Source organism: Chromobacterium sp. CCUG 76385 (genome assembly GCF_059916625.1).
The window spans coordinates 87206-109623 of the sequence record NZ_JAUCGU010000001.1; the positions used below are offsets into that span (position 1 = coordinate 87206).

Consider the following 22418-nt stretch of genomic DNA (forward strand, 5'->3'; position numbering starts at 1 on the left):
GCCCTATATAATGGCCGGCCGCCGTCAGCAATATCCAATGTGCAAGTATTGGGCGCTTTGGGCGGCCGGAATGAATCGAGCCGACATTCTAAGCCTTGTCGGCCATCCATGCGCAGGGAGATCGCCATGACCGCCAAAACCATCATGATCCAGGGCACCACCTCTGATGCCGGCAAGAGCGCGCTGGCCACCGGCCTGTGCCGGCTCTTGGCCCGGCGCGGGGTCAGGGTGGCGCCGTTCAAGCCGCAAAACATGGCGCTCAACAGCGCGGTGACGGCGGACGGCGGCGAAATCGGCCGCTCACAGGCGGTGCAAGCCCAGGCTTGCGGCGTGGAGCCGCATACCGACATGAATCCTGTGTTGCTGAAGCCCAATAGCCATACTGGTTCTCAGGTCATCATTCAGGGGCGCGCCATCGGCAATATGGAGGCGCGCGGCTACCATGGCTACAAGCCCATTGCGATGCGGGCGGTGCTGGAGTCGCATGCGCGGTTGGCCGCGCAGTACCAGTACATCGTCGCAGAGGGCGCCGGCAGCCCGGCTGAGATCAATCTGCGCGACGGCGACATCGCCAATATGGGCTTCGCCGAGGCGGTGGACTGCCCGGTGATTCTAGTGGCCGATATCGAGCGCGGCGGCGTGTTCGCCCATCTGGCCGGCACACTGGCGCTGCTGTCCGAATCCGAGCGCGCGCGTGTGGTGGGCATGGTGATCAACCGCTTCCGCGGCGATCCGAGCTTGCTCAAAACCGGCATCGATTGGCTGGAGCAATACACGGGCAAGCCTGTGCTGGGCGTGCTGCCCTATCTGTACGACCTGCATCTGGAGGCCGAGGACAGCTTGGGCTTGGACAAGCCTGGCGGCGCATCGGGCGGCGGCGACAAGCTGCGCGTTATCGCGCCAGCGATGCCACGCATCAGCAACCACACCGATTTCGACCCGCTGCGCCTGCACCCGCAGGTGGAGTTCGCGCTGGTGCGCGCCGGCCAGCCCATCCCGCCGGCTGACTTGATCATCCTGCCCGGCAGCAAGAGCGTGCGGGCGGACCTGGCCTGGCTGAGGACGCAGGGCTGGGAAGAGGCGATACGCCGCCACCTGCGCTACGGCGGCAAAGTGCTGGGCATCTGCGGCGGCCTGCAGATGCTGGGCAAGAAGCTGCATGATCCGGATGGGCTGGAAGGAGAGGCGGGCAGCGGCTATGGCCTGGGCTGGCTGGACTTGGAAACCACGCTGGAGCCAGAGAAACGGTTGACGCGGATGCGCGGCCGGCTGACGCTGGACGATGCCGAGGCCGCCGGTTATGAAATCCACATGGGCGTTAGCAGCGGGCCGGCGTTGGCGCGACCGGCACTGTATTTCGACGATGGCAGCCCGGATGGCGCGCGGTCTGAAGACAATCAAATACTGGCCACCTATCTGCACGGCGTATTCGATCAACCTGCTGCTTGTCAGTCCATTCTGTGCTGGGCAGGGTTGCGGGCGCCTGAGCCGCTGGACTACCCGGCGCTGCGCGAGGCCAATATAGACAAGTTGGCGGATATGTTGGAGAAGCATTTGGACCTTGGACCTGTCATGCATGGCGGGTCTTAGGTTTATGCTGATGGACTGGATTGTCGCGCAGTGGGAAAAATTTCCAATATCCATTGCGCCCTAAACGACATAAAAAAGCGCCTCCTTCTTGCCTCTGGATTTACCTGCATTTTTTTGGCAAGCATTCTATGCTGGGAAAGCATCCGAATGTTTCGTGTCGACGCGCGGCGACTTGGGGTGGCAAGGGTCTGCGCATGAGGGAGGGATACCATGAAACTGGACGATTTCAACGTGGTGGCCGATCTGATCGGCATGAAGAAGCGCTCGCGTGAGGCGGTGTGGCTGATGGAAGTGGAAGGCATGACCGGCTATTACGCCGCCCAGCAAATGGACATCAGCGAGTCCACGGTTTCCCGCGCGCATTCTCGTTTCCGTCGCGCCATCAAGCAGCTGAATACTTTGGCAGGGCATCTGCCCCTGCGCTGAATTTCCGTTCATTGCAGCCCATTGGCCCGAGGCGTTGTCTACGCTTCGGGCCTTTTGTCGTTTGGGGCTTTCCAAGCGGCGATTGCAGCTGGATTGTGCGACGCAGAGCTTGGCATACTGGTCGTACCCCATTCTTAGGCGAGGCGGCAATGGCGAAGCGGCATGGCATTGATCTAGGGGCTGTTGACGTTTGGTGAGCGGTCGCGCCGGGATGCGTTTTGCGCCGAATCGAGGCGTTTCGCGCGCCGCATAGTCATTCTCTGCCAGCGCGGAACAACGAAGAGTCGGCGCGAAAGGCGCCCGGCCCTGCGGGTTTGGCCGCTTTGTGCCGGAAGCCGCGTTGCCCAGCCCTTGCATAGAATGACTATGCGGCGGACTGCGCGCCTTGCTTCCGGCCCAAATCGGCGCAAACGCGATCCACTCACCAAACGTCAACAGCCCCTAGGCAAGATGCGTGAACTCCATCAGCGGGAGCGGGCGGACTTTCTGGCCCGTCGGCCGCGGGCGAGGGCTTTGGCTGGACAGTCTGGCAGGCATTTGCTGTTTGGCGTGCCGTTGCATTGGATGGACGATTGGCCCACGCCCAGCCCGCTGTTTGTGGCGGAGGCGCAAGGCGCCCAATTGATCGATGCCGATGGCCATCGCTATGTTGATTTCTGTCTGGGCGACACCGGCGCGATGTTTGGCCACTCGCCGGCGCCGGTGGCGGCCGCGATCGCCCGCGAGTCGGCGCGCGGGCTGACCGCCATGCTGCCGGGCGAGGATGCCCTGTGGGTGGCCGAGGCTTTGGCGCAGCGCTTCGGGCTGCCAGTGTGGCAGTTCGCGCTGTCCGCCAGCGATGCCAACCGCTTTGCCATCCGCTGGGCGCGCGCGGCGACCGGTAGGGATCAGATACTGGTATTCAATGGCTGTTACCACGGCACCGTGGACGATGTGTTCGTGGACCTGGACGGTGGCCAGGCCAAGCCGCGCGCCAGCCTGCTGGGCCAGGTGTATCCGCTGACCGAGCACACCCGGGTGGTGGAGTTCAATGACCTGGCCGCGCTGGAACGGGCCTTGTCTGATGGCCGCGTCGCCTGCGTGCTGGCTGAGCCGGCTATGACCAATATCGGCATGGTGTTGCCTGATCCGGACTACTGGCAGCAGGCGCAGGCCATCATTCGCCGTCACGGCAGCCTGCTGCTGTTGGACGAGACCCATACCATCAGCTGCGGACCTGGTGGCTTTACGGCCCTGCATGGCCTGCGGCCGGACCTGCTGGTGCTGGGCAAGCCCTTGGCTGGCGGACTGCCTGCGGCGGCTTACGGCTTCAGCGCCGAGTTGGCGGCGCGGGCGCAGCAGGCCAAGCGGAATGCGCCGGCAGGCCATTCTGGCATTGGCACCACGCTTAGCGCCAACCGTCTGGCCTGCTCCGCGATGCGCGCCAATCTGGCCGAAGTGATGACCGACGATGCCTACCAGATCATGTTTGAGCGGGCGGAGCAGTTGGAGCGGGGGCTGCGAGAGCTGTTCGTCCGTTTCGATCTGCCATGGTGCGTGACGCGGTTGGGCGCGCGCTGCGAGTTCCAGTTTGTCCCGCGCCCCCCACGCAACGGCAGCGAGGCCGCGGCAGGGCAGGATGCCGAACTGGAACAGTGCATTCATCTGTACCTGTTGAACCGGGGGCTGCTGATCACGCCGTTCCACAATATGCTGCTGCTCAGCCCGCATACCACGGCGCAGGATGTGGAACGCTTGCTTGCGGTGTTTGAGCAGTGGCTTCGAGCGGTGCGCATGGCCTGATTTGTAGTGGGAGGGGCGGCTTCTGTTAATTTGCGTGTCATCAACATCGGAGGCTGAGAGGCCGATGGTATAACCACGTTATGAGGGGAGGCCGTCCCTGTTCGCGATAAAGTGAATGCCATGCGTTTCGCCATCACGCTTTCGGACCGCTTCAAGCCGGTGCTGGATGTTTTCCTGCAGGCAGGCTGGCAGCCTGTGAAGATTTTCTGCACGCCGGTCGACCATAGAATGCACCACCACAAGGCCTCGGTGACGTTTGCCGAGCAGCGCAAGCTGCCGCTGCAATTGTCGCCGATGCGCCAGCATGATTTGGAAGAGCTGGCCGATATGGGCTGCGAAGCCCTGCTGGTGGGAAGTTACAACTGGCGCATTCCGGATTGGACGCCGCATCTGAAATACGCCGTCAATTTCCACCCGTCGCCGCTGCCTTTGGGGCGCGGGCCGTACCCGCAGGTGCGCGCCTTGCTGGAGGGGCATAAGGAGTGGGGGCTGACCTGTCACAAGGTGGGGCCGGCGTTCGACAGCGGCGACATCCTGGCGCAGGAGCGTTTTCCTCTGGGCGAAACCGACAGCCATCAGGTGCTGGACATCAAGTTGCAACTGGCCTTGCACCGGCTGTGCCACAAGGTGGCAAACCAGTTTGAGCGCTTGTGGGACGAGGCTGCGCCGCAGGGCGATGGCGGCAGCTACTGGCCATTGTGGACCGATCAGGACAGGATGCTGGATTTCCAGCGCCCGACGGCGGCGCTGCTGCGGCAGATCCGCGCCTTCGGCGACTTCGAATGCGCGGCGACCCTCAACAACGTCACCATTTTCATTCACCGCGCCGAAGGTTGGGAGGAGACTCACCATTTCGCGCCGGGCAGTCTGATCTACTCCCAGGCGGAGCAGCTGTTGGTCGCCACGGCCGACGGCATGCTGCTGATCAGCGAGTGGAGTCTGTATGGACCGGATGCGGTGACTGGCAGAGGGCGGCGCTGATTTTATCTATTTGAAATTTTTGTTGCGGCATTGCCGCGCGCTTGTTCTTTCTTGGCATGCCGATTTGACCATTGCCGCCAGAGTGTTAAAAAATGTGAAACGCGACAGAGACTTGTCGCGTAATCAGTGAAATCGGCTGTGGCCGGTTGCCAATCGCCGTTCGGACCCGCTCCGGCGGCGATTTGTTTTGGGAAGGCGCGGCGGGGTGGTGCTGGGGATATGTTCAGGATTGTGGTGGGCGTGGCGTGCATGCTGATGCTGGCTGGCGAGAGCCGGGGCGGCGTGGCGCGCTGGTATGCGGAGAGTTCGGCGCCGGTTCGTCAGGCATGCGCGTCTGTCGCGTCTTGCCGTGAGGCGCAGGCATGGCAAGGCGCGGCAAGGCGGGAAGCTTCCGCGCTAGTGGAAGATAATATGACGCAGTTGGCGGCGGCCAATGAGGTGATGTCGCGCAGCGAGAATATGCGGGATGCCAAGCGTTGGTTTGCGCTGGATCTATTGCTGCTGGGTGTTGGGGTGTTGTGTCTGCTGGCGTATTGCCGGCGCCTGCTGGGGCCGGAAGAAGACGAGATGTGTTGAGTCCCTGGATATCAAAACGGCGCCATCGTAAGGGATGGCGCCGTTTTCGTTCGCAGGCTTACAGCACTTCGCCGGCGTAATCCGCCAGCCTGGAGCGTTCGCCGCGTTGCAGCGTGATGTGGGCGGAGTGGTCCCAGCCCTTGAAGCGGTCTACCACATAGGTCAGGCCGGAGCTGCCTTCGGTCAAATAGGGCGTATCGATTTGGCTGACGTTGCCCAGGCATACCACCTTGGTGCCCGGTCCGGCCCGGGTGATCAGGGTCTTCATCTGCTTCGGCGTCAGGTTCTGCGCTTCGTCGATGATCAGGTACTTGTTGAGGAAGGTGCGGCCGCGCATGAAGTTGAGGCTCTTCACCTTGATGCGGCTGCGGATCAGGTCGCGGGTGGCGGCGCGGCCCCAGTCGCCGCCATCGTCGTCGCTCTTGTTGAGCACATCGAGGTTGTCTTCCAGCGCGCCCATCCACGGCGCCATTTTTTCTTCTTCGGTGCCCGGCAGGAAGCCGATGTCCTCGCCCACCGGCACGGTGACGCGGGTCATGATGATTTCGCTGTAGATCTTCTGCTCCAGCGTCATCGCCAAACCCGCCGCCAGCGTCAGCAGCGTCTTGCCGGTGCCGGCCTGGCCCAGCAGCGAGACGAAGTCCACATTGGGGTCCATCAGCATGTTCAGCGCGAAATTCTGTTCGCGGTTGCGCGCGGTGATGCCCCAGACGTTGTTCTTGTTGTGGCTGTAGTCCTTCAGCGTCTCCAGCACCGCGCTCTTGCCTTCCAGCTTGATCACGCGGGCCTGGAACGGGCGGTCTCCCTCCTGCCAGATCAGCTGGTTGACGTACAGGCTGGCGACGTCGGGGCCTGTCAGCTGGTAGTAGCTGCGGCCGTGCTCCTGCCACGACTTGATGTCCTTGCTGTTGCGTTCCCAGAAGGCCTGGTCGATTTCCCGCGTGCCGGTGTACAGCACGTCGGTGTCTTCCAGCACCTTGTCGTTGAAGTAGTCCTCCGCCTCCAGGCCCAGGGCGCGGGCCTTGATGCGCATATTGATGTCTTTGGACACCAGAATGACGGAGCGGTCCTCATAATGGTCTTTCAAGGCCATCACGATGCCGAGGATCTGATTGTCGGCTTTGCCGACCGGCAGCGAGGAGGGGAGCGAGCCGTTGATGGCCTGGGTCTGCAGAATCAGGCGGCCGCTGGCGGCGTCGCGGCTGGCGTGCTTCAGCGGGATGCCGTCGCCGATGTTCAGTTCATTGCCGCTGAGGATGTCGTCAAGAAAACGGCTGGCCTGGCGGGCGTTGCGGGCCACTTCGGACATGCCCTTCTTGTGGGTGTCCAGCTCTTCCAGGGTGATGATGGGGATGAACACATCGTGTTCTTCGAAGCGGTACAGACAGGTGGGGTCGTGCAACAGTACATTGGTGTCCAGAACAAACAGCTTGCACGCGCTGGTCTTTTTGCGGCCGGCCATGATGTGGTCCCCTTGTTCGTGTTGTAGCCCGGCCGGCTGGCCGGGCGGGCACTGCCTTACAGCGTTTTGACGAACGCCAGTACCTCCTCGGCGTGTCCAGGCACTTTCACGCCGCGCCATTCGCGCGCCACATTGCCATGGGCGTCAATTACGAAGGTGCTGCGCTCGATGCCTCTTACCTGTTTGCCGTACATGTTTTTCATCTTGATGACGCCAAACATATTGCAGACAGTTTCTTCCGAATCCGACAACAGTTCAAACGGCAATTCCAGCTTGGCCTTGAAATTTTGATGGGACTTCAGGCTGTCGCGCGAGATGCCGACGATGTCTGCGCCCAAGGCGGCAAATTCCGGGTGCAGATCGCGGAAGGCCATGCTCTCGTTGGTGCAGCCTGGAGTATTGTCTTTGGGGTAGAAGTAGATCACCAGCGGCTTGCGGCTGGCGGAAAGCGTAAAGTCGGCGCCGGCGGCGCCGGGCAGGGTGAAGTCGGGGCAGGGTGTGCCTGTCATGCATTACTCCTGGGTAGGGTGCAGGGGGCCGCCTTGATTTGAGCTTAGCGGATTCCCCTTGCGGTTGTCACGTATCCTGAGAGCCTGTTCTCGCGCTTTTTTCGCGCCGGGCATCCTGCGGAAATTCACCGTCGGCGGATGCGGATTGCGATCAAGGGCTTAGTCATCGGTATCGCCTGAAGCCGGGCGGCGCAGCAGCACCAGCAGCGAGCCGCTGTGGCCGCCGGTTTCGGCCTCGCAAAAGGCCAGCACGTCCGGGTGGTGCTGCAGCCAGCTGCGCACCAGCTTCTTCAGCACCGGTTCCCCTTGGGGTGAGCCGAAGCCCTTGCCGTGTATCACCTTGACGCACTGGCCGCGCGAGCGGGCGCGATGGATGAACAAGGCCAGCGCGTCTTGCGCCTGATGCCGGGTGTAGCCGTGCAAGTCCAGTTGGGCGCAGACAGGCCAGTTGCCCTGGCGCAGCCGCTTCAATGTGGCTGAAGGCATGCCGGGGCGGGCGAATTGATGCAGCAGTTCCGGCGGCTCGAACCAGCCTATTGGATGCTGCGTGATTTCCTGGCCCTTGAATGCATGCGCGGCGGGACCCTGGCTGGGTTTGCGCGGGCGGGGCTTGGGTTTGGGACGCTGAGGATGGTGGCGGCCGTCAGGCTTGAGCGGCTTGACGTCGCCGAATAGCTGGCGAAAGTCCGGCTCCTCGGGCGCAGCAGGCTGCGGCGGCGTGGCCGCCCGTGGCGGGACGGCCTGCCGCAGCGACTGGCGAAGTCCCTTCAAAGAGTCCTTGAAGGTCTTCATGATGCGGGACTCCGGCGCTTACTTCAGGCTGTCGAGATAGCGCTCTGCGTCCAGAGCGGCCTGGCAACCGGAGGCGGCGCTGGTGACGGCTTGACGGTAGATGTGATCCTGCACGTCGCCGGCGGCGAATACGCCCGGCACGCTGGTGGCGGTGGCGTTGCCGTCGCGGCCGCTCTTGGTGATCAGGTAGCCGGTGCTGTCCATTTCCAGCTGACCCTTGAAGATTTCGGTATTCGGCTGGTGGCCGATGGCGACGAACAGGCCCATCACCTTGATCTCTTCGCTGCTGCCGTCCTTCATGGACTTCAGGCGCAGGCCGGTTACGCCGGAGTCGTCGCCCAGCACTTCATCCAGCGTGGCGTCCAGCTTCAGGCTGATCTTGCCCTGCTTGACGCGGTCCATCAGCTTGTCGATCAGGATTTTCTCGGCGCGGAAGGTGTCGCGGCGATGGATCAGAGTGACGTGCTTGGCGATATTGGCCAGGTACAGCGCTTCTTCCACGGCGGTGTTGCCGCCGCCGATCACGGCCACGTCCTGGTTGCGGTAGAAGAAGCCATCGCAAGTGGCGCAGGCGGACACGCCCTTGCCCTTGAAGGCTTCCTCGGATGGCAGGCCCAGGTACTTGGCGGAGGCGCCGGTGGCGATGATCAGCGCATCGCAGGTGTATTCGCCTGCGTCGCCCACCAGACGGATGGGCTTTTCATGCAGATGGGTGGTGTGGATGTGGTCGAACAGGATTTCGGTGCCGAAGCGTTCGGCATGCTGCTGGAAGCGCTGCATCAGCTCCGGACCCATCACGCCTGCGGCGTCGGCCGGCCAGTTGTCCACGTCGGTGGTGGTCATCAGTTGGCCGCCTTGGGCCATGCCGGTGACCAGAACCGGCTTCAGGTTGGCGCGCGCGGCGTAGACGGCGGCAGTGTAGCCGGCCGGGCCGGAGCCAAGAATCAGCAGGGGGCTGTGACGGGTTGCGCTCATGTGTGTTTTCCTGTCATCAAAAGGGTGGGGACTGGCGCCCATTCTAGCAGTTTTGTTGTGACAGCAGACCTGCGGTCGGCTAAACTGCTCTTGAACGACGCTATTTGAGTCAGGAGGTTGGGGTATGGATCCGTTAAGTCAAGTCAACGCACAACAAATGAGCAATAACCTGCAGGCGCTGGTATTGAAGAAATCCATGCAGGCGGATGCGCAATCGGCGATGACCCTGCTGCAGGGCGCAGAGCAGTCTGCCCAGCAAATCCAGGCTTCCAATCCGGTGCATTTGGGACAGAACCTCGACGTCCGGGCCTGAGCCGCCGCGCGCGGGCTTGCCCGGCGAATTGCCGGCTAAATAAGGCGACCTGTGGGTCGCCTTTTGTTTTATCTATAAGATCTGCGTCACGCTGTCATTTTCAAATTCAGCAATAAAATCCTGCAATTCCTACCCCAATTATCAATCTTGGCCCTGGTCTGAATAATCGACCCCTGACGCTGCCGGCATGTCGCCGGCGCGATGAAAACCAGGAGTCGTCATGAGTCGTCTTTCCTATTTGATCTGCTCTAGCTTGCTCGCGCTGTCTTCCGCGTCGGCCTTTGCCGCCGACGCGCTGCCGCAGCCTGCCCGAGTGTTTTCCGAGCGCAATAATGGCGCGGCGGCGGCGGTGAAACTTGCCGCCATGCGCTACGCCGCATTCTGGAATACCGGCGATCCGCGTTACGCAGAACTGGCGCTGGACCCCGCGTTCATGGATCGCACCTTGCCGGAGGGCCGTCCGCAGGGCGTGGCGGGGCCATTGCAGGCCTCGCGGACATTTCGCGCCGCGGTGCCGGATTTGAAGGTGGAAGTCACCGACATGGTGCTGGCGGATGATCGCGTGGCCCTGCGCCTGCACTTCACCGGCCATTTCAGCGGCCGTTTCGGCGACAGGCAGGGCGATGGCCAGGCGATCGACTTCCAGGCTTTTGATTTGTACCGGGTGAAGAATGGCCGCATCGCCGAGAACTGGCACCTGGAAGACAATCTGACGCTGCTGAAGCAGCTGGGGGTGGTAAAGCCATGATCCCATCCCCCGACTTGTTGAGACAGCGCGATGTCGTGGTGCTGGGCGGCACTTCCGGCATCGGCCAGGCGGTAGCGCAAGCCGCAGCCGCGGCCGGCGCGCGGGTTTTTGTATTGGGCCGCCAGCCGGCGCAGCCTGGTCCCTGGCAGTATCTGCCGGCGGACGTGACCGATGCGGCGACGCTGCGCGCGGCCTTGGCCGAGATTGGCCATATCGACCATTTGGTGCTGACTGCCGGCGCGCGGATAGGCTCGCCGCGGCTGGAGCAGGCGACGCTGGAGGATTTTCGCCGCACTTTCGACGTCAAGCTGTTCGGCAATCTGCTGGCGGCGCAGCAGGCTTTGCCCTACCTCGCGGCGGATGCTTCGGTGACGTTCACTTCCGGATTGTTATCCCGCAAATACGGCGCCGGCGGCTTGCTGAAGAGCACCGTCAATGCCGCGCTGGAAGCGGCGGCGAAGAATCTGGCCAAGGAGCTGGTGCCGCGCCGCGTCAACGTGGTCAGTCCAGGCGTGGTGGATACCGAGTTGTGGGGCGAAGCTGGGGCCGATAGCCGCATCGCGGCGATGACGCGCATAGGCGCAGGCCTGCCGCTGGGCCGCGTCGGCAAGCCGCAGGAACTGGCTCAGGCCTATCTGTTTGCCATGGGCAACGCCTTCCTCACCGGCGCGGTGCTGGATGTGGATGGCGGCGGCTTGTTGTAGCAAAGCTTCCCGTCGCCAGGGCGCCCAGCCTGGCGACGGGGCGCGCGCTATTGCTGAGGCTTTTTCTTGGCGTGGGCGCGGCGGGCCGATGCCTTTGCCGTCGATTTGGTTTGTTTCTTGGCCGCCGCCTTCGTTTTTGCCGGCTTGGCTTTGGATTTGACCGCCGTCGCATGGGATTTGGCAGGCTGGGCGCGCGTTGCCGCCGGCGCCCGCGCCGCCACCGGCTGGAAGCCGCTCAGCTCGGCTACCAGCTTGTTTACGCCGTTGCTCATGTTCTGGTAGTGGGTGCCGCCGGTTCGGGTGAGACTCACCCATACGCCGACCTCATTTTTCGGCGCGATCGCCACATAGCCGATGAAACCGCCGCCACCGGCGGTTTTCTGGATGATTTCCGGCGAGTTCGGCGTCGGCAGCATGCGTATCCACCCCAGACCCAATTCATCCGCCTTGCCGGCGACGTCCATGCCGCGCAGCGCGCGCAGATCGTCGCGCTTGAAGTACATATGGAAGAGCTGCTCGCGCAACTGGCGGCGGGATTCGTTTTGCGGGCGCACCAGGTCCTGCAGCCAGCGCTGCATATCGCGCGGGGTGGAGTAGATGCCGCCGCTTCCGCTGGCGGCGCGGGTATCCAAGCAGGGGCTGGCGCCGTAGCCTTCCATCAGTCGGGCGCATTGCGCGGCGGTGGGCGTCAGGGTGGTATCGCGCATGCTCAGCGGCGCGGTGATCTTTTCACTCAGCAGCGCGGCATAGGGGCGGCCGGTGGCGGCGGCCAGCGCGTCGGCCAGGAAGTCGAAAGCCAGGTTGGAATACTGGGCGCGCATGCCGGGCGCGAAGCGCGACTTGGTCGATGACAGCCATTGCCAGCGTTGCTGCTGGTCGGGCCAGACGAAAACCGGCGTGTTCTGCGGCTTTTCGCCCGGCATTTCGCGCGGGAAACCGCTGGTGTGGCTGGCCAGATTCAGCAGAGTGATGGGTTGCGTGGTGGGCGGGAATGTCACGCCGGCCGGCGCGTATTTTTGCAGCGGATCGTCCAGTTTTACCCGTTTTTCTTGCGCCAGCGAGGCCAGCACCTCGCCGGTCATGGTCTTGCTGATGCTGGCGATGCGCAGCAAGGAGTTTTCATCCGGGCGCTGGCCGCTGCCGGGGCGGGTTTGGCCGTAAAAGCGCTGCGTGGTCTGCTGTTTGTTGACCACTACCATGACCATGCCGACGGCGCGGCTGTTTCTGAAGATTTGCTCGCCGTAACGATCTATCGGGTCGGCGCTCGTTTCTTTTGGAGCGGCGGCAGAGGCGAAAGGAGCAAACAGGGCCAAGCTCAGGCCAAGCAGTTTCAAAGGCTTCATCGAGTTTCCGAAATGGCTGACGGTATAGGCCGGATCGCGCGGGGACAGGGCGCAAGCCGGCTGGAATAGGTTTGTCTTTATCGATAACGGGCAAGGCGGCCGTATGGTGGACGCGATTTGGCCTTCCGTGCAAAGTTCGGGCCGCTTTGCGGCGCTGCGGCATCGCTAGCGAAAAAACAGGCCGGCAGTGTAGCGCAGACCGCCGCCGCGCGCAGGGCTTATTGCGCATTTGCCAAGGTGTCACGGCCGGTTTGCCGGCCGGGGCATTCCGGCGGGTGACAATTCCGCCAGCAGAAAGTCGATCAGCCTCCGTACCCTGGCCGGTTGCAGCCGGTGTCCCGGGTAGAGCAGGTGCAAGGGGGCGGGTTCGGTGAAGTAGTCGTCGAGCACGGTCAGGAGCCTGCCGGCTCGCAGGTCGGCGGCGATGTCCAGTTGCGACTTGTAGGCGAAGCCGTGCCCTTGCAGCGCCCAGCGGCGTATCACTTCGCCATCGTTGCTTTGACGAGTCCGTTGCAGGCGCAGCGAGCGGATTTCGCCGCCGTCGCGATAGCGCCATTCGTTCATCGGGCCATGGCCGGTGGTGAGCGTCAAGGTGGGCAATCCGGTCAAATCCTGAGGGTGGGACGGAACGCCCAAGGTTTGCAGCAGCGCCGGCGCGGCGCAGACCACGCGGCGGCTGGCGGCCAGCTGACGCGCCACCAGGCTGCTGTCGGCCGGCATGCCGTAGCGGATGGCCAGATCGATGTCGTCGCCTATCAGGTCTGCCGGCGTATCGCTCAGCGATAGCGAAAAGTGCACTTCCGGGTGGGCGGCGGAGAAGCGGTCCAGGCAGTCCAGCAGCCGGTTGCGGCCCAGGTCTGACGGGGCGGACAGTCGAATCGCGCCGCTCAGTTGCCGGTGTTCCCGCTGCAGCTGATTCTCTCCTTCCGCCAGCAGGTCCAGCGCCTGCCGGCAATAGGCGAGATAAGTCTCGCCCGCCTCGGTCAGTCGGAGCCGGCGAGTGGTGCGCTCGAACAGCCTGACGCCCAATGCTTGCTCCATGCGCTGGATGCAAGCGCTGGCGGCGGCGGGAGACAGGCCGTGCTTGCGCCCGGCGGCGGAGAAGCTGCCCAGCAGCGAGGCATCCTGAAACAGGCGCAGGTCATTGAGGCGGTCGAACGGCATGTGGGCTCCGGGAAACAAAACAGGCCATGCGCAGCGCATGGCCTGTGTGCCGAGCGGGCGGTTTACAGCGCTTCGGTATTGGCCAGCAGCCAGTCGCGGGCAGCGCCGTCCACCAGCGGCAGCAGCCGCGCGCGCACCTCGGCGTGATAGCCGTTCAGCCAGTCGATTTCCGGCCGGGTCAGCAAGGCGTGGTCTATGCAGCGGCGGTCTATCGGGCACAGCGTCAGCGTTTCGAACTTCAGGAAGTCGCCAAACTGGTTCTTGTCCGACGCCACGTTCAGCACCAGGTTCTCGATGCGCACGCCCCATTGTCCGGCGCGGTACACGCCTGGCTCGATGGAGGTGATCATGCCTTCCTGCATCGCCATATGCGGCTCCGGCACCGCGCGCGAGATGCTTTGCGGGCCTTCGTGCACATTGAGGAAGTAACCGACGCCATGGCCGGTGCCATGGCCGAAATCGATGTCATGCTGCCACAGCGGCGCGCGCGCCAGCGCATCCAGCATGGGCGACAGCGTGCCGCGCGGGAAGTGGGCCATGGATAGCGCCATGGTTCCCTTCAACACCAGGGTGAAGTCGCGCTTTTGCGCGGCGGACGGGGTGCCGACCGCCACCACGCGGGTGATGTCGGTGGTGCCGCCCAGGTACTGGCCGCCGGAATCGATCAGCAGCAGGCCGTCGCCCTGGATTTCGCTGTGCGCTTCCGGCGTGGCGTGATAATGCGGCAGCGCGCCGTTGGCGTTGAAGCCGGCGATGGTGCCGAAGCTGGGCGAGACGAAGCCTGGGCGGCGCGCGCGCGCGGCGGTGATTTCTTCGTCTATCGTCAGCTCGGTGATGCGGGCGCGGTTGACGTTGGCTTCGAACCAGGCGAAGAACTCGGCCAGCGCAGCGCCGTCCTGCTCCATCGCGCGACGCACGTGTTCGACCTCGGCCGTGCTCTTGCGCGACTTCATCAGCGTGCTGGGGTTGATCGCCTCGATCACCTTGACGCCATCGGCCACCGCCTGGCGCAGGCCCAGCGTGACGCGGCGCGGATCGATCAGCAGCGCGCCGCCGGGCAGGGTATTCAGCGTCGGTTTGGCGGCCGCGTAGTCGACCACCTTGACGCCGTCTGCCGCCAGCTGGGCGGCGAGGGCGGCGTCTATCTTGCCCGGCGCGACGAACAAGGTGGCGCTGTCAGCCTCGATCAAGGCATGGGCGATGAACACCGGGTTGTAGCTGACATCGGCGCCGCGCAGATTGAACAGCCAGGCGATGTCGTCCAGCGTGGAAAGGAAGTGGCGGTCGGCTCCCGCCTCGCGCATCGCCTGGCGCACGCGGGCGAGCTTGGCGGCGCGGCTTTCCGGCGCGAAGGCCGGCTCATGCTGGTAGACGGCAGCGGCGGGCAGCGCCGGCCGGTCGGGATAGATCGCGTCGATCAGGTCGATATCCGTGCGCAGGGAGATGCCGCGCGGCTCCAGCGCCGCTTGCAAGGCTTTGGCTGCGGCCAGGCTCAACACATCGCCGTCCACCGCCAGCGTCTGGCCTGCTTTTAGCGTATCGGCCAGCCATTGCAGATGCAGGCTGCTGGCGGCGGTGTCTATCTTCATCAAGGTAATGCCGGTGCCGGCCAATTCTTGTTCCGCCTGCACCCAGTAGCGGCTGTCCGCCCACACGCCGGCGAAATCCTCGCTGACGATCAGCGTGCCCATCGAACCGGTAAAGCCGGACAGCCAGCGCCGCGCCTGCCAGCGTGGCGGCAGGTATTCCGAAAGGTGCGGGTCGGACGACGGCACCAGACAGGCGTCTACGCCGGCCTTGGCCATGGCGGCGCGCAGCGATGCGATGCGTTGCGGGATGGTGTCCAGTTGCGGGGTGGTGGGGGTGTTCATGCCGGCTCCGGAGAAAATATTGTATCCATTCTGTTGCTAAAGCGAAGACCGCGCAAGGGGATGAGCGATGCTCATGCGAGCATGCCCATCGCCTCGCGCGGGAAACGGTCTTGAACCGTTGCTGAGGCAGTCAGGGCGCTTAGCGTTGCTTCAGCCGGCGCAAGCCAGGGCGGCCGGCAATATGGCAGAGCTGAACAAAATTATGCAAAAAATGCTTCATCACGGCTCCTGTATTTTTAGAATGCGCCACCATGCTTCCGGTGACAGGTTGGATGATATCGGCATTTCATGCGTTTGTAATGATGCTGCCAGGCGCTTCTTGTTGAGAAAGGCGTTTAAGCGCAGCGCATGTGATTCATTCACGATGATTCATCCGTAATGATCTATACTGGACCAGCAGTATCGGATCCTCCGATGCTCAGCAAGGAGCGTGTCATGAGCAAGTCCAGACAAAGCACCAAGGAAGCCAAGAAGCAGCCGCAGATGACCTTGAAGGAAAAACGGGCCGCCAAGCACCAAAAGAAGCATGCGCCTGACGGCGCGCCTATCATCATTCCCCACTAGGCGGGACGATGAAGCCGCCGCAAGCACGCGGCAAGGTTGAGCAACCTGACCGCCCAGAAAGGGCGGATATTCCCGGCCACCAAGCCGGACCAGCGGACAAACCTCCCAGCCCCTATCCGGCGGGAGGTTTTTCATTGCGGCTTCAGGCGTTCGCCAGCATGACGCTGAGGGCGGCGTAGTCGTAGCTGGTGATTTCGTAGCCATTGCCGTCCGGGTCCTTGAAGTACAGCGACCATGACAGCTCGTGATCCACAGCCTCCAAAGGCTGGCCTAGCGCTTGTCGCAGGTGGACGCGCCAAGCCATGAAGCCAGCGGCGTCCGTCGCCAAGGCGATGGTTGAGGCCGGGGCGATGGTTGCCCGCTCAAACAAGGCCAGTTTGACCCCGCCGGCGGCATCGGCCAGCGTCAACGGCCCGCCGTCCCGGCTCCAGCTCTCCAAATTTTCCAGCCTGGCCAGACCCAATATCCGTCCATACCAGATTTCTGCGGCGGCGCGATCGCGCACGTAGACATGGATATGGTCTATGCCCTGGCTTGCGGGGATCATGTTGCTGCCTCCGTTTGTAGCTGGTTCAGTTGGCTGGAGAGCCGGGCCACGCGCCGGCCAAGGTGGCGGGCGGTTGCCAGATCGGCCGGATGCAGGTCGGGATCTGCGGTATTGGCGATGGCGCCCCATTGGCTGCCCATGCGGTTCAGACCTTGCGGGCCATGATGGCTTGGAAGGTCCAGGCCGCACCACAACATGCCGTGCTGCGAAGCCAGCATGGCAAAGTAGCTCAAGGTGCCGTGCTGGTCGCCGTTCAGTCCCGAGCCGGTGGTGAACCCGGCTGCTATCTTGCTGGCCAGAGCCTGATCGCGCCACAGTTCGCTGCTGGCATCGGCAAACGCTTTGAATTGCGCGGCCGGGCCGCCCATATAGGTGGGGCTGCCAAAAATGATGGCATCCGCTTCGCGCAGCGCTGCGGAGATGCGCGCTATGGGATAGCGGCCATCGACGATGTGCTCGGGCCGGATGCGCAGCAGTTTGGCATGGCCATGTTCCGCGGCGCCTTGGCAGACCGCTTCGGCCAACTGGTGGGTGTTGCCGCTGCCGGAAAAGTAGAGGATTAATACGGTGCTCATGTCGGGTTTTTCTGTTGTCATGGATTTGCTAGTATTGATCTTCAAGTTAACTTGAAGTCAATGGCGCATGAATGACACGATCACGATAGGCTACCTGGCCAAACGCAGCGGCGTGGCCGCCAGCGCCCTGCGCTTTTACGAGTCGCGCGGGCTGATTCGCAGTGTGGGAGAGCCTGGCAAGACGCGGCGTTTCCGCCGCGATGCCTTGCGCCGGGTATCGTTTATCCGCGCGGCGCAAACGCTGGGATTGAATTTGCAGGAGATAGGCGAGGCGCTGGTCAGGCTGCCGCAGCAGCGCACGCCGACGGTGGACGATTGGGCCGGGCTGTCCATGGCGTGGAAGCCGCTGCTGCAAGCGCGCATCGACGCGCTGACGCGGCTGCGCGATCAACTGGACGATTGCATAGGCTGCGGCTGCCTATCGCTGCAGAAGTGCAAGCTGTTCAATCCCGACGACGCAGCCGGAGGGCAGGGCTGCGGCGCGCGCTTTCTGCTGGACGAGACGGCGGCGGAATAGGTCTTAGGGCCGCTAACGCAACCTCGAAGAGCGCCTGAGCCAAGGCGCGCAACGCAGGATCAGGGGTTTTGTTCGCGGCTCTTATAACGCCTTGCGCAGGAAGAGGCGGCTGTGACCCGGCGGATCGCATGGGATTTCGCCAAACACCTGCCAGCCGTGCTTCTGGTAAAAGCCGGGCGCCTGGAAGCTGATGGTGTACAGCACGGCATGCTTGCAGCCGCGGCGGCGGCCTTCTTCTTCGAAGGCTGCCAATATCCTGCTGCCCAGCCCCTGGCTGCGTAGCGATTTCGGGAGATGGAACAGGTCGAGAAACAGCAGGCCCAGCGAGCTGCGGCCATATGCGCCGCCTAGCGCCTCGCCGCTTGCTGGATCGCGCGCCAGCACAGCCAGCGGCTGGCGGTCGTTGTAGCCGGTGATTTCATCGTTGTAACGGTTCAGTCCGTTTTCGATGGCGCTTGCCGCATCGGCGGGGATGTGGTTATGGACGGTGATGTGCGGGGTGTTCATGGCTTGGATTGGCGCTGTGAAAATCAACCCGCCGGCAAGAAAGCCGGCGGGTTGATTCATGAGGCTGCCAGGCCGCGCGCTTACGGACGCTCGACTGCCAGCGCCACGCCCATGCCGCCGCCGATGCACAGCGTGGCCAGGCCCTTCTTGGCGCCGCGGCGCTGCATTTCATGCAGCAGGGTCACCAGCACGCGGCAGCCGGAAGCGCCGATCGGGTGGCCCAGCGCGATGGCGCCGCCGTTGACGTTGACCTTGTCCGGACCCCAGCCCAGCTCTTTTGCCACGCCCAGCGCCTGAGCGGCGAAGGCTTCGTTGGCCTCCACCAGATCCAGGTCTTCCACCTTCCAGCCAGCCTTGGCCAGCGTTTTGCGGGTGGCGGCAACCGGGCCGATGCCCATGATTTCCGGTTCGCAGCCGGTCAGCGCGTAGCCCTTGATGATGGCCAGCGGCTTCAGGCCCAGCTGATCGGCCTTCTGGGTGGACATCAGCATCACGGCGGCGGCGCCGTCGTTGATGCCGGAGGCGTTGCCGGCGGTGACGGTGCCATCTTTCTTGAAGGCGGCGCGCAGCTTGGCCAGGCCTTCGACGCTGGCGTCATGCTTGATGAACTCGTCGGCGTCGAAGGCAACCGGATCGCCCTTGCGTTGCGGCACCAGCACCGGGACGATCTCGTCCTTGAACTTGCCGGCCTTCTGGGCGGCGGCGGCGCGTTGCTGCGATTGCAGCGCCAGCGCATCCTGCTCCTCGCGGCTGATGTCGTACTTGGCGGCGACGTTTTCAGCGGTGATGCCCATGTGGTAGGCATTGTAGGCATCGGTCAGGCCGTCGTTCACCATGGTGTCCACCAGCTGGGCGTTGCCCATGCGGAAACCGTCGCGCGAGCCCGGCAGAATATGCGGGGACAGCGACATGCTTTCCTGGCCGCCGGCGATGACGATTTCGGCGTCGCCAGCCAGGATGGCTTGGGCCGCCAGATGCACGGCGCGCAGGCCGGAGCCGCACACCACGTTCAGCGTGGTGGCCGGGGTGGTGACCGGCAGGCCGGCCTTGATCAGCGCCTGACGCGCCGGGTTCTGGCCGCTGCCGGCGGTGAGTACTTGGCCCAGGATCACTTCGCTGACCTGTTCCGGCTTGACGCCGGTTTTTTCCAGCAGGGCCTTGATCACGGTGGCGCCCAGTTCCGGCGCCGGAATCTTGGCCAGCGCGCCGCCGAAGCTGCCGATGGCGGTGCGTTGTGCGGCTACGATTGCTACTTCCATGTCTTTCTCCTGTAATGGGCGGTCAGCCATTCGGCGGACCGCGTCTCTGCGGGACTCTATATTCGGTTCAGTTCAAGGCGGCGGCGACGGGAGGCATCGCCTTGGCGAGCACATAGCTGCCCGGCGCCGGCTGCAGCGGGGGGAGTTCCTTGCTGCCCAGCGTCTTGGGCGCCGGAACCTGTTTGCCGGATTGCGGGGCCAGCCAGGCATCCCAGTCTTTCCACCAGCTGCCTGGATGGCTTTGCGCGCTCTCCAGCCATTCTTCCGGATTCACCGGCAGCTGCTCGTTGGTCCAATAGTTGCGCTTGTCCTTGGTGACCGGATTGATCGAGCCGGCGATGTGGCCGGATGCGCCCAGCACGAAGCGGCGGCTTGGGGCGCCGGTCAGGTATTTCAGGCCGGAGTAGGCGGAGCTCCACAGCACGATGTGATCTTCGCGCGCGGCGAACATATACACCGGGATGTCGATCTTGGAGATGTCGATCGGCACGCCGCACAGCGTAATGGCGCCCGGGGTGATCAGCGCGTTGTTGATGTAGAACTGGCGCAGCATGAAGGTGTGCATCGGCAGCGGCAGGTCCACCGCGTCGTTGTTCCAGTACAGCAGGTCGAACGGCGCCGGGGTCTTGCCCAGCAGGTAGTTGTTGACGACGTAGTTCCACACCAGGTCGTTGGCGCGCAGGCTGGCGAAAGTGCGTCCGATTTCCTTGCCGCTGATGATGCCGCCGGCCGCCATTTTGGCTTCGCGGCTGGCTACCAGCGCCTCGTCGATGAAGAACGAGATCTCGCCCGGTTCGGCGTGGTCGATCAGCGACGTCATGAAGGTGGCGGAGTCGAAGTATTTCAGACCCTTGGCCTGGGCCACGCACAGCGCGGTAGTCAGGATGACGCCGCCCACACAGAAGCCCAGCGCGTTCATGGTCGGCTGCTTGGTGATCTTCTGCACCGCTTCGGCCGCGGCGAACACGCCTTTCTCGATATAGGTCTCCCAAGTGAAGTTCTTCATCTCGGGTACGGCGGAACGCCAGCTGACCAGGAAGACGCGGTAACCCTGGCCGACGAAGTGGCGCACCATGGAGTTGTCCGGCTGCAGATCCATCAGGTAGTACTTGTTGATGCACGGCGGCATGAACAGCAAGGGCTTCTCGTGGACTTTCTCGGTGGTAGGCGTGTACTGGATCAGCTCGATCAGCTCATTGCGGAACACTACCTCGCCCGGCGTCACCACCAGGTTTTTGCCGATTTCGAACTTGCTCTCGTCGGACATCGAGATGTGGCCCTTCTGGATGTCCTCCATCATGTTCTTCATGCCTTCCACCAGGCTTTCGCCCTGGGTTTCGATGGCGCGCTTGACCACGTCGGGGTTGGTCAGCATGAAGTTGCTGGGCGCCATGGCGTCCAGGTACTGGCGAGTGGCGAAGGACAGCTTGTCCTTGGCGGTTTCGTCGATCTGGGTCTTGTCCACCAGCTCCATCATCCACTTGGAGGTTTGCAGATAGCTCTGCTTGAGGAAGCTGTAGAACGGATGCTCATCCCACTCCGGCGAGGCGAAGCGGCGGTCGCTCGGCTTGGCCGACGGCGCGGAAGCGTCGTTGCCGGCGGTTTGGCCGAGGAATTGCGTCCACAAGCCCAATTGCTGTTGGTAGAGGCTGGATTGCAGCTGCAAGAGCTGATTGGTCTGGCTCATCAACTGCGACCAGGCGCCGGTCAGCGGATGGGAGGCATCGGCCTGGCCCTGGCCAAGCGACAGGGAATTGACAAACTGCTGCATCCATTGCTGGTTGGCCGCGGAAAGCCCGGCGAAAAAATCTTCCAGCGAGGCGGTGTTATTCTGGGACAAGATGAATCTCCTGATACGTACTTAAATCGTTATCGAAGCCTGTCTGAATCTGTCTGTCTGGAATGCATAGTCAAGCAGATGTACCTGCAAACTGTAACAGGATCGCATGACATTTTCACGCCATGCAGTTGTTAAAAACAGTGCTTGGCGGGAAATCGACGGCTTCTGTTGTTGCAATGCACAAGAGTGCCAAAGCGCCTACTGCGCCAAAGTATGGCTTTTGCATCTCGCTGTGGGATAATTGACCGAACAAGTCATGAGGAATTGCAATGGCAAGTGTAAAACTTGGTTTACAGCCTGTTCGGGTGGGCAATATTTTCTGCATCGGCCGCAATTACGCCGCGCATGCCGCGGAATTGGGCAATGCGGTGGAAAGCGAGCCGCTGGTTTTTCTGAAGCCCACGTCCTCATTGCTGGATGAAACGTCCCTTATCCGGCTGCCGGAATATTCGCGCGATGTGCATCATGAATGCGAACTGGTGGCGCTGATCGGCAAGGGCGGCGACGATATCGCGCCGGAGCAGGCGCTGAGCCATGTCGCCGGCTACGGCATAGGCCTGGATCTGACCGCGCGCGACGCGCAGAGCGAGGCCAAGAGCAAGGGCCATCCGTGGACCAAGGCCAAGGGCTTCCGCGGCGCGGCCTGCGTGTCCACGCTGGTGCCGGCCGCTAGCGTGGGCGATCCGCAGCGGCTGACTTTCGATCTGCGCGTCAACGGCCAATTGCGCCAGCACGGAGACACTGGGCTGATGCTGTTCACGCTGGCGCAGCAGATCAGCTATCTGTCGCGCCTGTATGGCCTGTCCGATGGCGACCTGATCTTCACCGGCACGCCGGAAGGCGTGGCGCGCATCGTGTCCGGCGATGAACTGCAACTCGAATTGCACGGCCATGTCTCGGCCGGCTGGAAGGTGGCATGATGGCGCAGCAAGAGCACGATGACGGCAAGGTCCGTCTGGACAAGTGGCTGTGGGCGGCGCGCTTTTTCAAGACCCGCCAGCTGGCGCACGAGGCGCTGGAACTGGGGCGGGTGCTGGTCAACGGCGAGCGAGTCAAGGCGTCGCGCGTGGTGAAAGAGGGCGATCAACTTTTCCTGCGCATCAACCAGTTGGAGTACAAGGTGGAAGTGCTGCAGCTGGCCACGCAGCGCCGGCCAGCCAAGGAGGCGGTGCTGATGTACCGCGAGGACGAGGCGTCGGTCGCCGCGCGCGCGGAGCGGGTGCTGCTGCTGAAGGCCGAGCATGCCAGTTTTCCGCATGGCGAAGGCCGGCCCACCAAGAAGGCGCGGCGCGAGATCACTCGTTTCAAGTCGTCGTATTAGCCGTATGTGAGGCGCCAGTCCGGCCTGGCGCCGGATGGCGCCAGGCATGGAA

Annotated in this window: 24 protein-coding genes; 12 read left to right on the plus strand and 12 right to left on the minus strand. The window is 63.2% G+C overall.

Annotation, left to right across the window (positions count from 1 at the left end):
- Positions 1–126 precede the first annotated feature (126 nt).
- From QUG01_RS00405 to QUG01_RS00425, 5 genes are all read left to right on the plus strand, one after another.
- Complete coding sequence (locus QUG01_RS00405) at positions 127–1590, plus strand: cobyric acid synthase (protein ID WP_500828383.1); 1464 nt, start codon at positions 127–129, stop codon at positions 1588–1590.
- Between the two features lie 210 nt (positions 1591–1800).
- Entirely contained in the window at positions 1801–2016 is a 216-nt protein-coding gene (locus tag QUG01_RS00410; protein ID WP_043628339.1) for a sigma factor-like helix-turn-helix DNA-binding protein, read from the plus strand.
- A 450-nt stretch (positions 2017–2466) separates the two neighbouring features.
- Entirely contained in the window at positions 2467–3798 is a 1332-nt protein-coding gene (locus QUG01_RS00415; RefSeq protein ID WP_500828384.1) for an aspartate aminotransferase family protein, read from the plus strand.
- Positions 3799–3918: 120 nt separating this feature from the next.
- Positions 3919–4779: a methionyl-tRNA formyltransferase gene (locus QUG01_RS00420; protein WP_500828385.1), complete on the plus strand. Its 861-nt coding sequence runs from the start codon at positions 3919–3921 to the stop codon at positions 4777–4779.
- Between the two features lie 411 nt (positions 4780–5190).
- Complete coding sequence (locus tag QUG01_RS00425) at positions 5191–5355, plus strand: hypothetical protein (protein ID WP_500828386.1); 165 nt, start codon at positions 5191–5193, stop codon at positions 5353–5355.
- Between the two features lie 58 nt (positions 5356–5413).
- On the opposite strand, the gene QUG01_RS00430 is transcribed toward QUG01_RS00425, so the two are convergent.
- The 4 genes from QUG01_RS00430 to trxB form a co-directional block, all read right to left on the minus strand.
- On the minus strand, positions 5414–6817 hold the full coding sequence (locus tag QUG01_RS00430; protein WP_199155016.1) for a PhoH family protein: 1404 nt from the start codon (positions 6815–6817) through the stop codon (positions 5414–5416).
- A 56-nt stretch (positions 6818–6873) separates the two neighbouring features.
- On the minus strand, positions 6874–7326 hold the full coding sequence (locus QUG01_RS00435; RefSeq protein WP_500828387.1) for a peroxiredoxin: 453 nt from the start codon (positions 7324–7326) through the stop codon (positions 6874–6876).
- Positions 7327–7485: 159 nt separating this feature from the next.
- Positions 7486–8118 carry a Smr/MutS family protein gene (locus tag QUG01_RS00440; RefSeq protein WP_500828388.1) on the minus strand — a complete coding sequence of 211 codons (633 nt, stop codon included), beginning with the start codon at positions 8116–8118 and terminating at the stop codon, positions 7486–7488.
- Positions 8119–8136: 18 nt separating this feature from the next.
- Positions 8137–9093: a thioredoxin-disulfide reductase gene (gene trxB / locus QUG01_RS00445; RefSeq protein ID WP_500828389.1), complete on the minus strand. Its 957-nt coding sequence runs from the start codon at positions 9091–9093 to the stop codon at positions 8137–8139.
- 124 nt (positions 9094–9217) lie between these two features.
- Here trxB and QUG01_RS00450 point away from each other — a divergent pair, with 124 nt between their 5' ends.
- The 3 genes from QUG01_RS00450 to QUG01_RS00460 all read left to right on the plus strand — a co-directional run bounded on the left by QUG01_RS00450 (position 9218) and on the right by QUG01_RS00460 (position 10858).
- Positions 9218–9406: a putative motility protein gene (locus QUG01_RS00450; RefSeq protein WP_500828390.1), complete on the plus strand. Its 189-nt coding sequence runs from the start codon at positions 9218–9220 to the stop codon at positions 9404–9406.
- 220 nt (positions 9407–9626) lie between these two features.
- A complete protein-coding gene (locus QUG01_RS00455) occupies positions 9627–10154 on the plus strand; it encodes an ester cyclase (protein WP_500828391.1) in 528 nt (175 codons plus the stop codon).
- The gene (locus tag QUG01_RS00460) at positions 10151–10858 is read left to right on the plus strand and encodes an SDR family oxidoreductase (protein WP_500828392.1); all 708 of its coding nucleotides are present in this window, start codon (positions 10151–10153) and stop codon (positions 10856–10858) included. Before QUG01_RS00455 ends, QUG01_RS00460 begins: the two co-directional genes overlap by 4 nt.
- A 47-nt stretch (positions 10859–10905) precedes the next feature.
- Here QUG01_RS00460 and ampH read toward each other — a convergent pair whose 3' ends face one another.
- From ampH to QUG01_RS00475, 3 genes are all read right to left on the minus strand, one after another.
- Positions 10906–12201, minus strand: coding sequence for a D-alanyl-D-alanine-carboxypeptidase/endopeptidase AmpH (ampH, locus tag QUG01_RS00465; RefSeq protein ID WP_500828393.1), 1296 nt, complete (start codon positions 12199–12201; stop codon positions 10906–10908).
- Between the two features lie 240 nt (positions 12202–12441).
- On the minus strand, positions 12442–13365 hold the full coding sequence (locus QUG01_RS00470; protein WP_500828394.1) for a LysR family transcriptional regulator: 924 nt from the start codon (positions 13363–13365) through the stop codon (positions 12442–12444).
- 62 nt (positions 13366–13427) lie between these two features.
- Entirely contained in the window at positions 13428–15212 is a 1785-nt protein-coding gene (locus QUG01_RS00475; protein WP_500828625.1) for an aminopeptidase P family protein, read from the minus strand.
- A gap of 459 nt (positions 15213–15671) precedes the next feature.
- Here QUG01_RS00475 and QUG01_RS00480 point away from each other — a divergent pair, with 459 nt between their 5' ends.
- On the plus strand, positions 15672–15800 hold the full coding sequence (locus QUG01_RS00480) for a hypothetical protein (RefSeq protein WP_255408125.1): 129 nt from the start codon (positions 15672–15674) through the stop codon (positions 15798–15800).
- Positions 15801–15942: 142 nt separating this feature from the next.
- On the opposite strand, the gene QUG01_RS00485 is transcribed toward QUG01_RS00480, so the two are convergent.
- Entirely contained in the window at positions 15943–16347 is a 405-nt protein-coding gene (locus tag QUG01_RS00485) for a VOC family protein (protein ID WP_500828395.1), read from the minus strand.
- Positions 16344–16922, minus strand: coding sequence for a flavodoxin family protein (locus QUG01_RS00490; protein WP_500828396.1), 579 nt, complete (start codon positions 16920–16922; stop codon positions 16344–16346). Before QUG01_RS00490 ends, QUG01_RS00485 begins: the two co-directional genes overlap by 4 nt.
- Before the next feature lie 67 nt (positions 16923–16989).
- On the opposite strand from QUG01_RS00490, the gene soxR reads away from it, so the two are divergent.
- Complete coding sequence (gene soxR / locus QUG01_RS00495; RefSeq protein WP_500828397.1) at positions 16990–17439, plus strand: redox-sensitive transcriptional activator SoxR; 450 nt, start codon at positions 16990–16992, stop codon at positions 17437–17439.
- 81 nt (positions 17440–17520) lie between these two features.
- On the opposite strand, the gene QUG01_RS00500 is transcribed toward soxR, so the two are convergent.
- From QUG01_RS00500 to QUG01_RS00510, 3 genes are all read right to left on the minus strand, one after another.
- Positions 17521–17946, minus strand: a complete 426-nt coding sequence (locus QUG01_RS00500; protein ID WP_500828398.1) for a GNAT family N-acetyltransferase — start codon at positions 17944–17946, stop codon at positions 17521–17523.
- Between the two features lie 80 nt (positions 17947–18026).
- The gene (locus tag QUG01_RS00505; protein ID WP_500828399.1) at positions 18027–19205 is read right to left on the minus strand and encodes an acetyl-CoA C-acetyltransferase; all 1179 of its coding nucleotides are present in this window, start codon (positions 19203–19205) and stop codon (positions 18027–18029) included.
- 67 nt (positions 19206–19272) lie between these two features.
- Complete coding sequence (locus QUG01_RS00510) at positions 19273–20976, minus strand: PHA/PHB synthase family protein (protein WP_500828626.1); 1704 nt, start codon at positions 20974–20976, stop codon at positions 19273–19275.
- 338 nt (positions 20977–21314) lie between these two features.
- On the opposite strand from QUG01_RS00510, the gene QUG01_RS00515 reads away from it, so the two are divergent.
- The gene (locus QUG01_RS00515) at positions 21315–21965 is read left to right on the plus strand and encodes a fumarylacetoacetate hydrolase family protein (protein ID WP_500828400.1); all 651 of its coding nucleotides are present in this window, start codon (positions 21315–21317) and stop codon (positions 21963–21965) included.
- The gene (locus QUG01_RS00520; protein WP_500828401.1) at positions 21962–22366 is read left to right on the plus strand and encodes an RNA-binding S4 domain-containing protein; all 405 of its coding nucleotides are present in this window, start codon (positions 21962–21964) and stop codon (positions 22364–22366) included. The genes QUG01_RS00515 and QUG01_RS00520 overlap by 4 nt, the downstream gene beginning before the upstream one ends.
- The last annotated feature ends 52 nt before the right edge of the window (positions 22367–22418 follow it).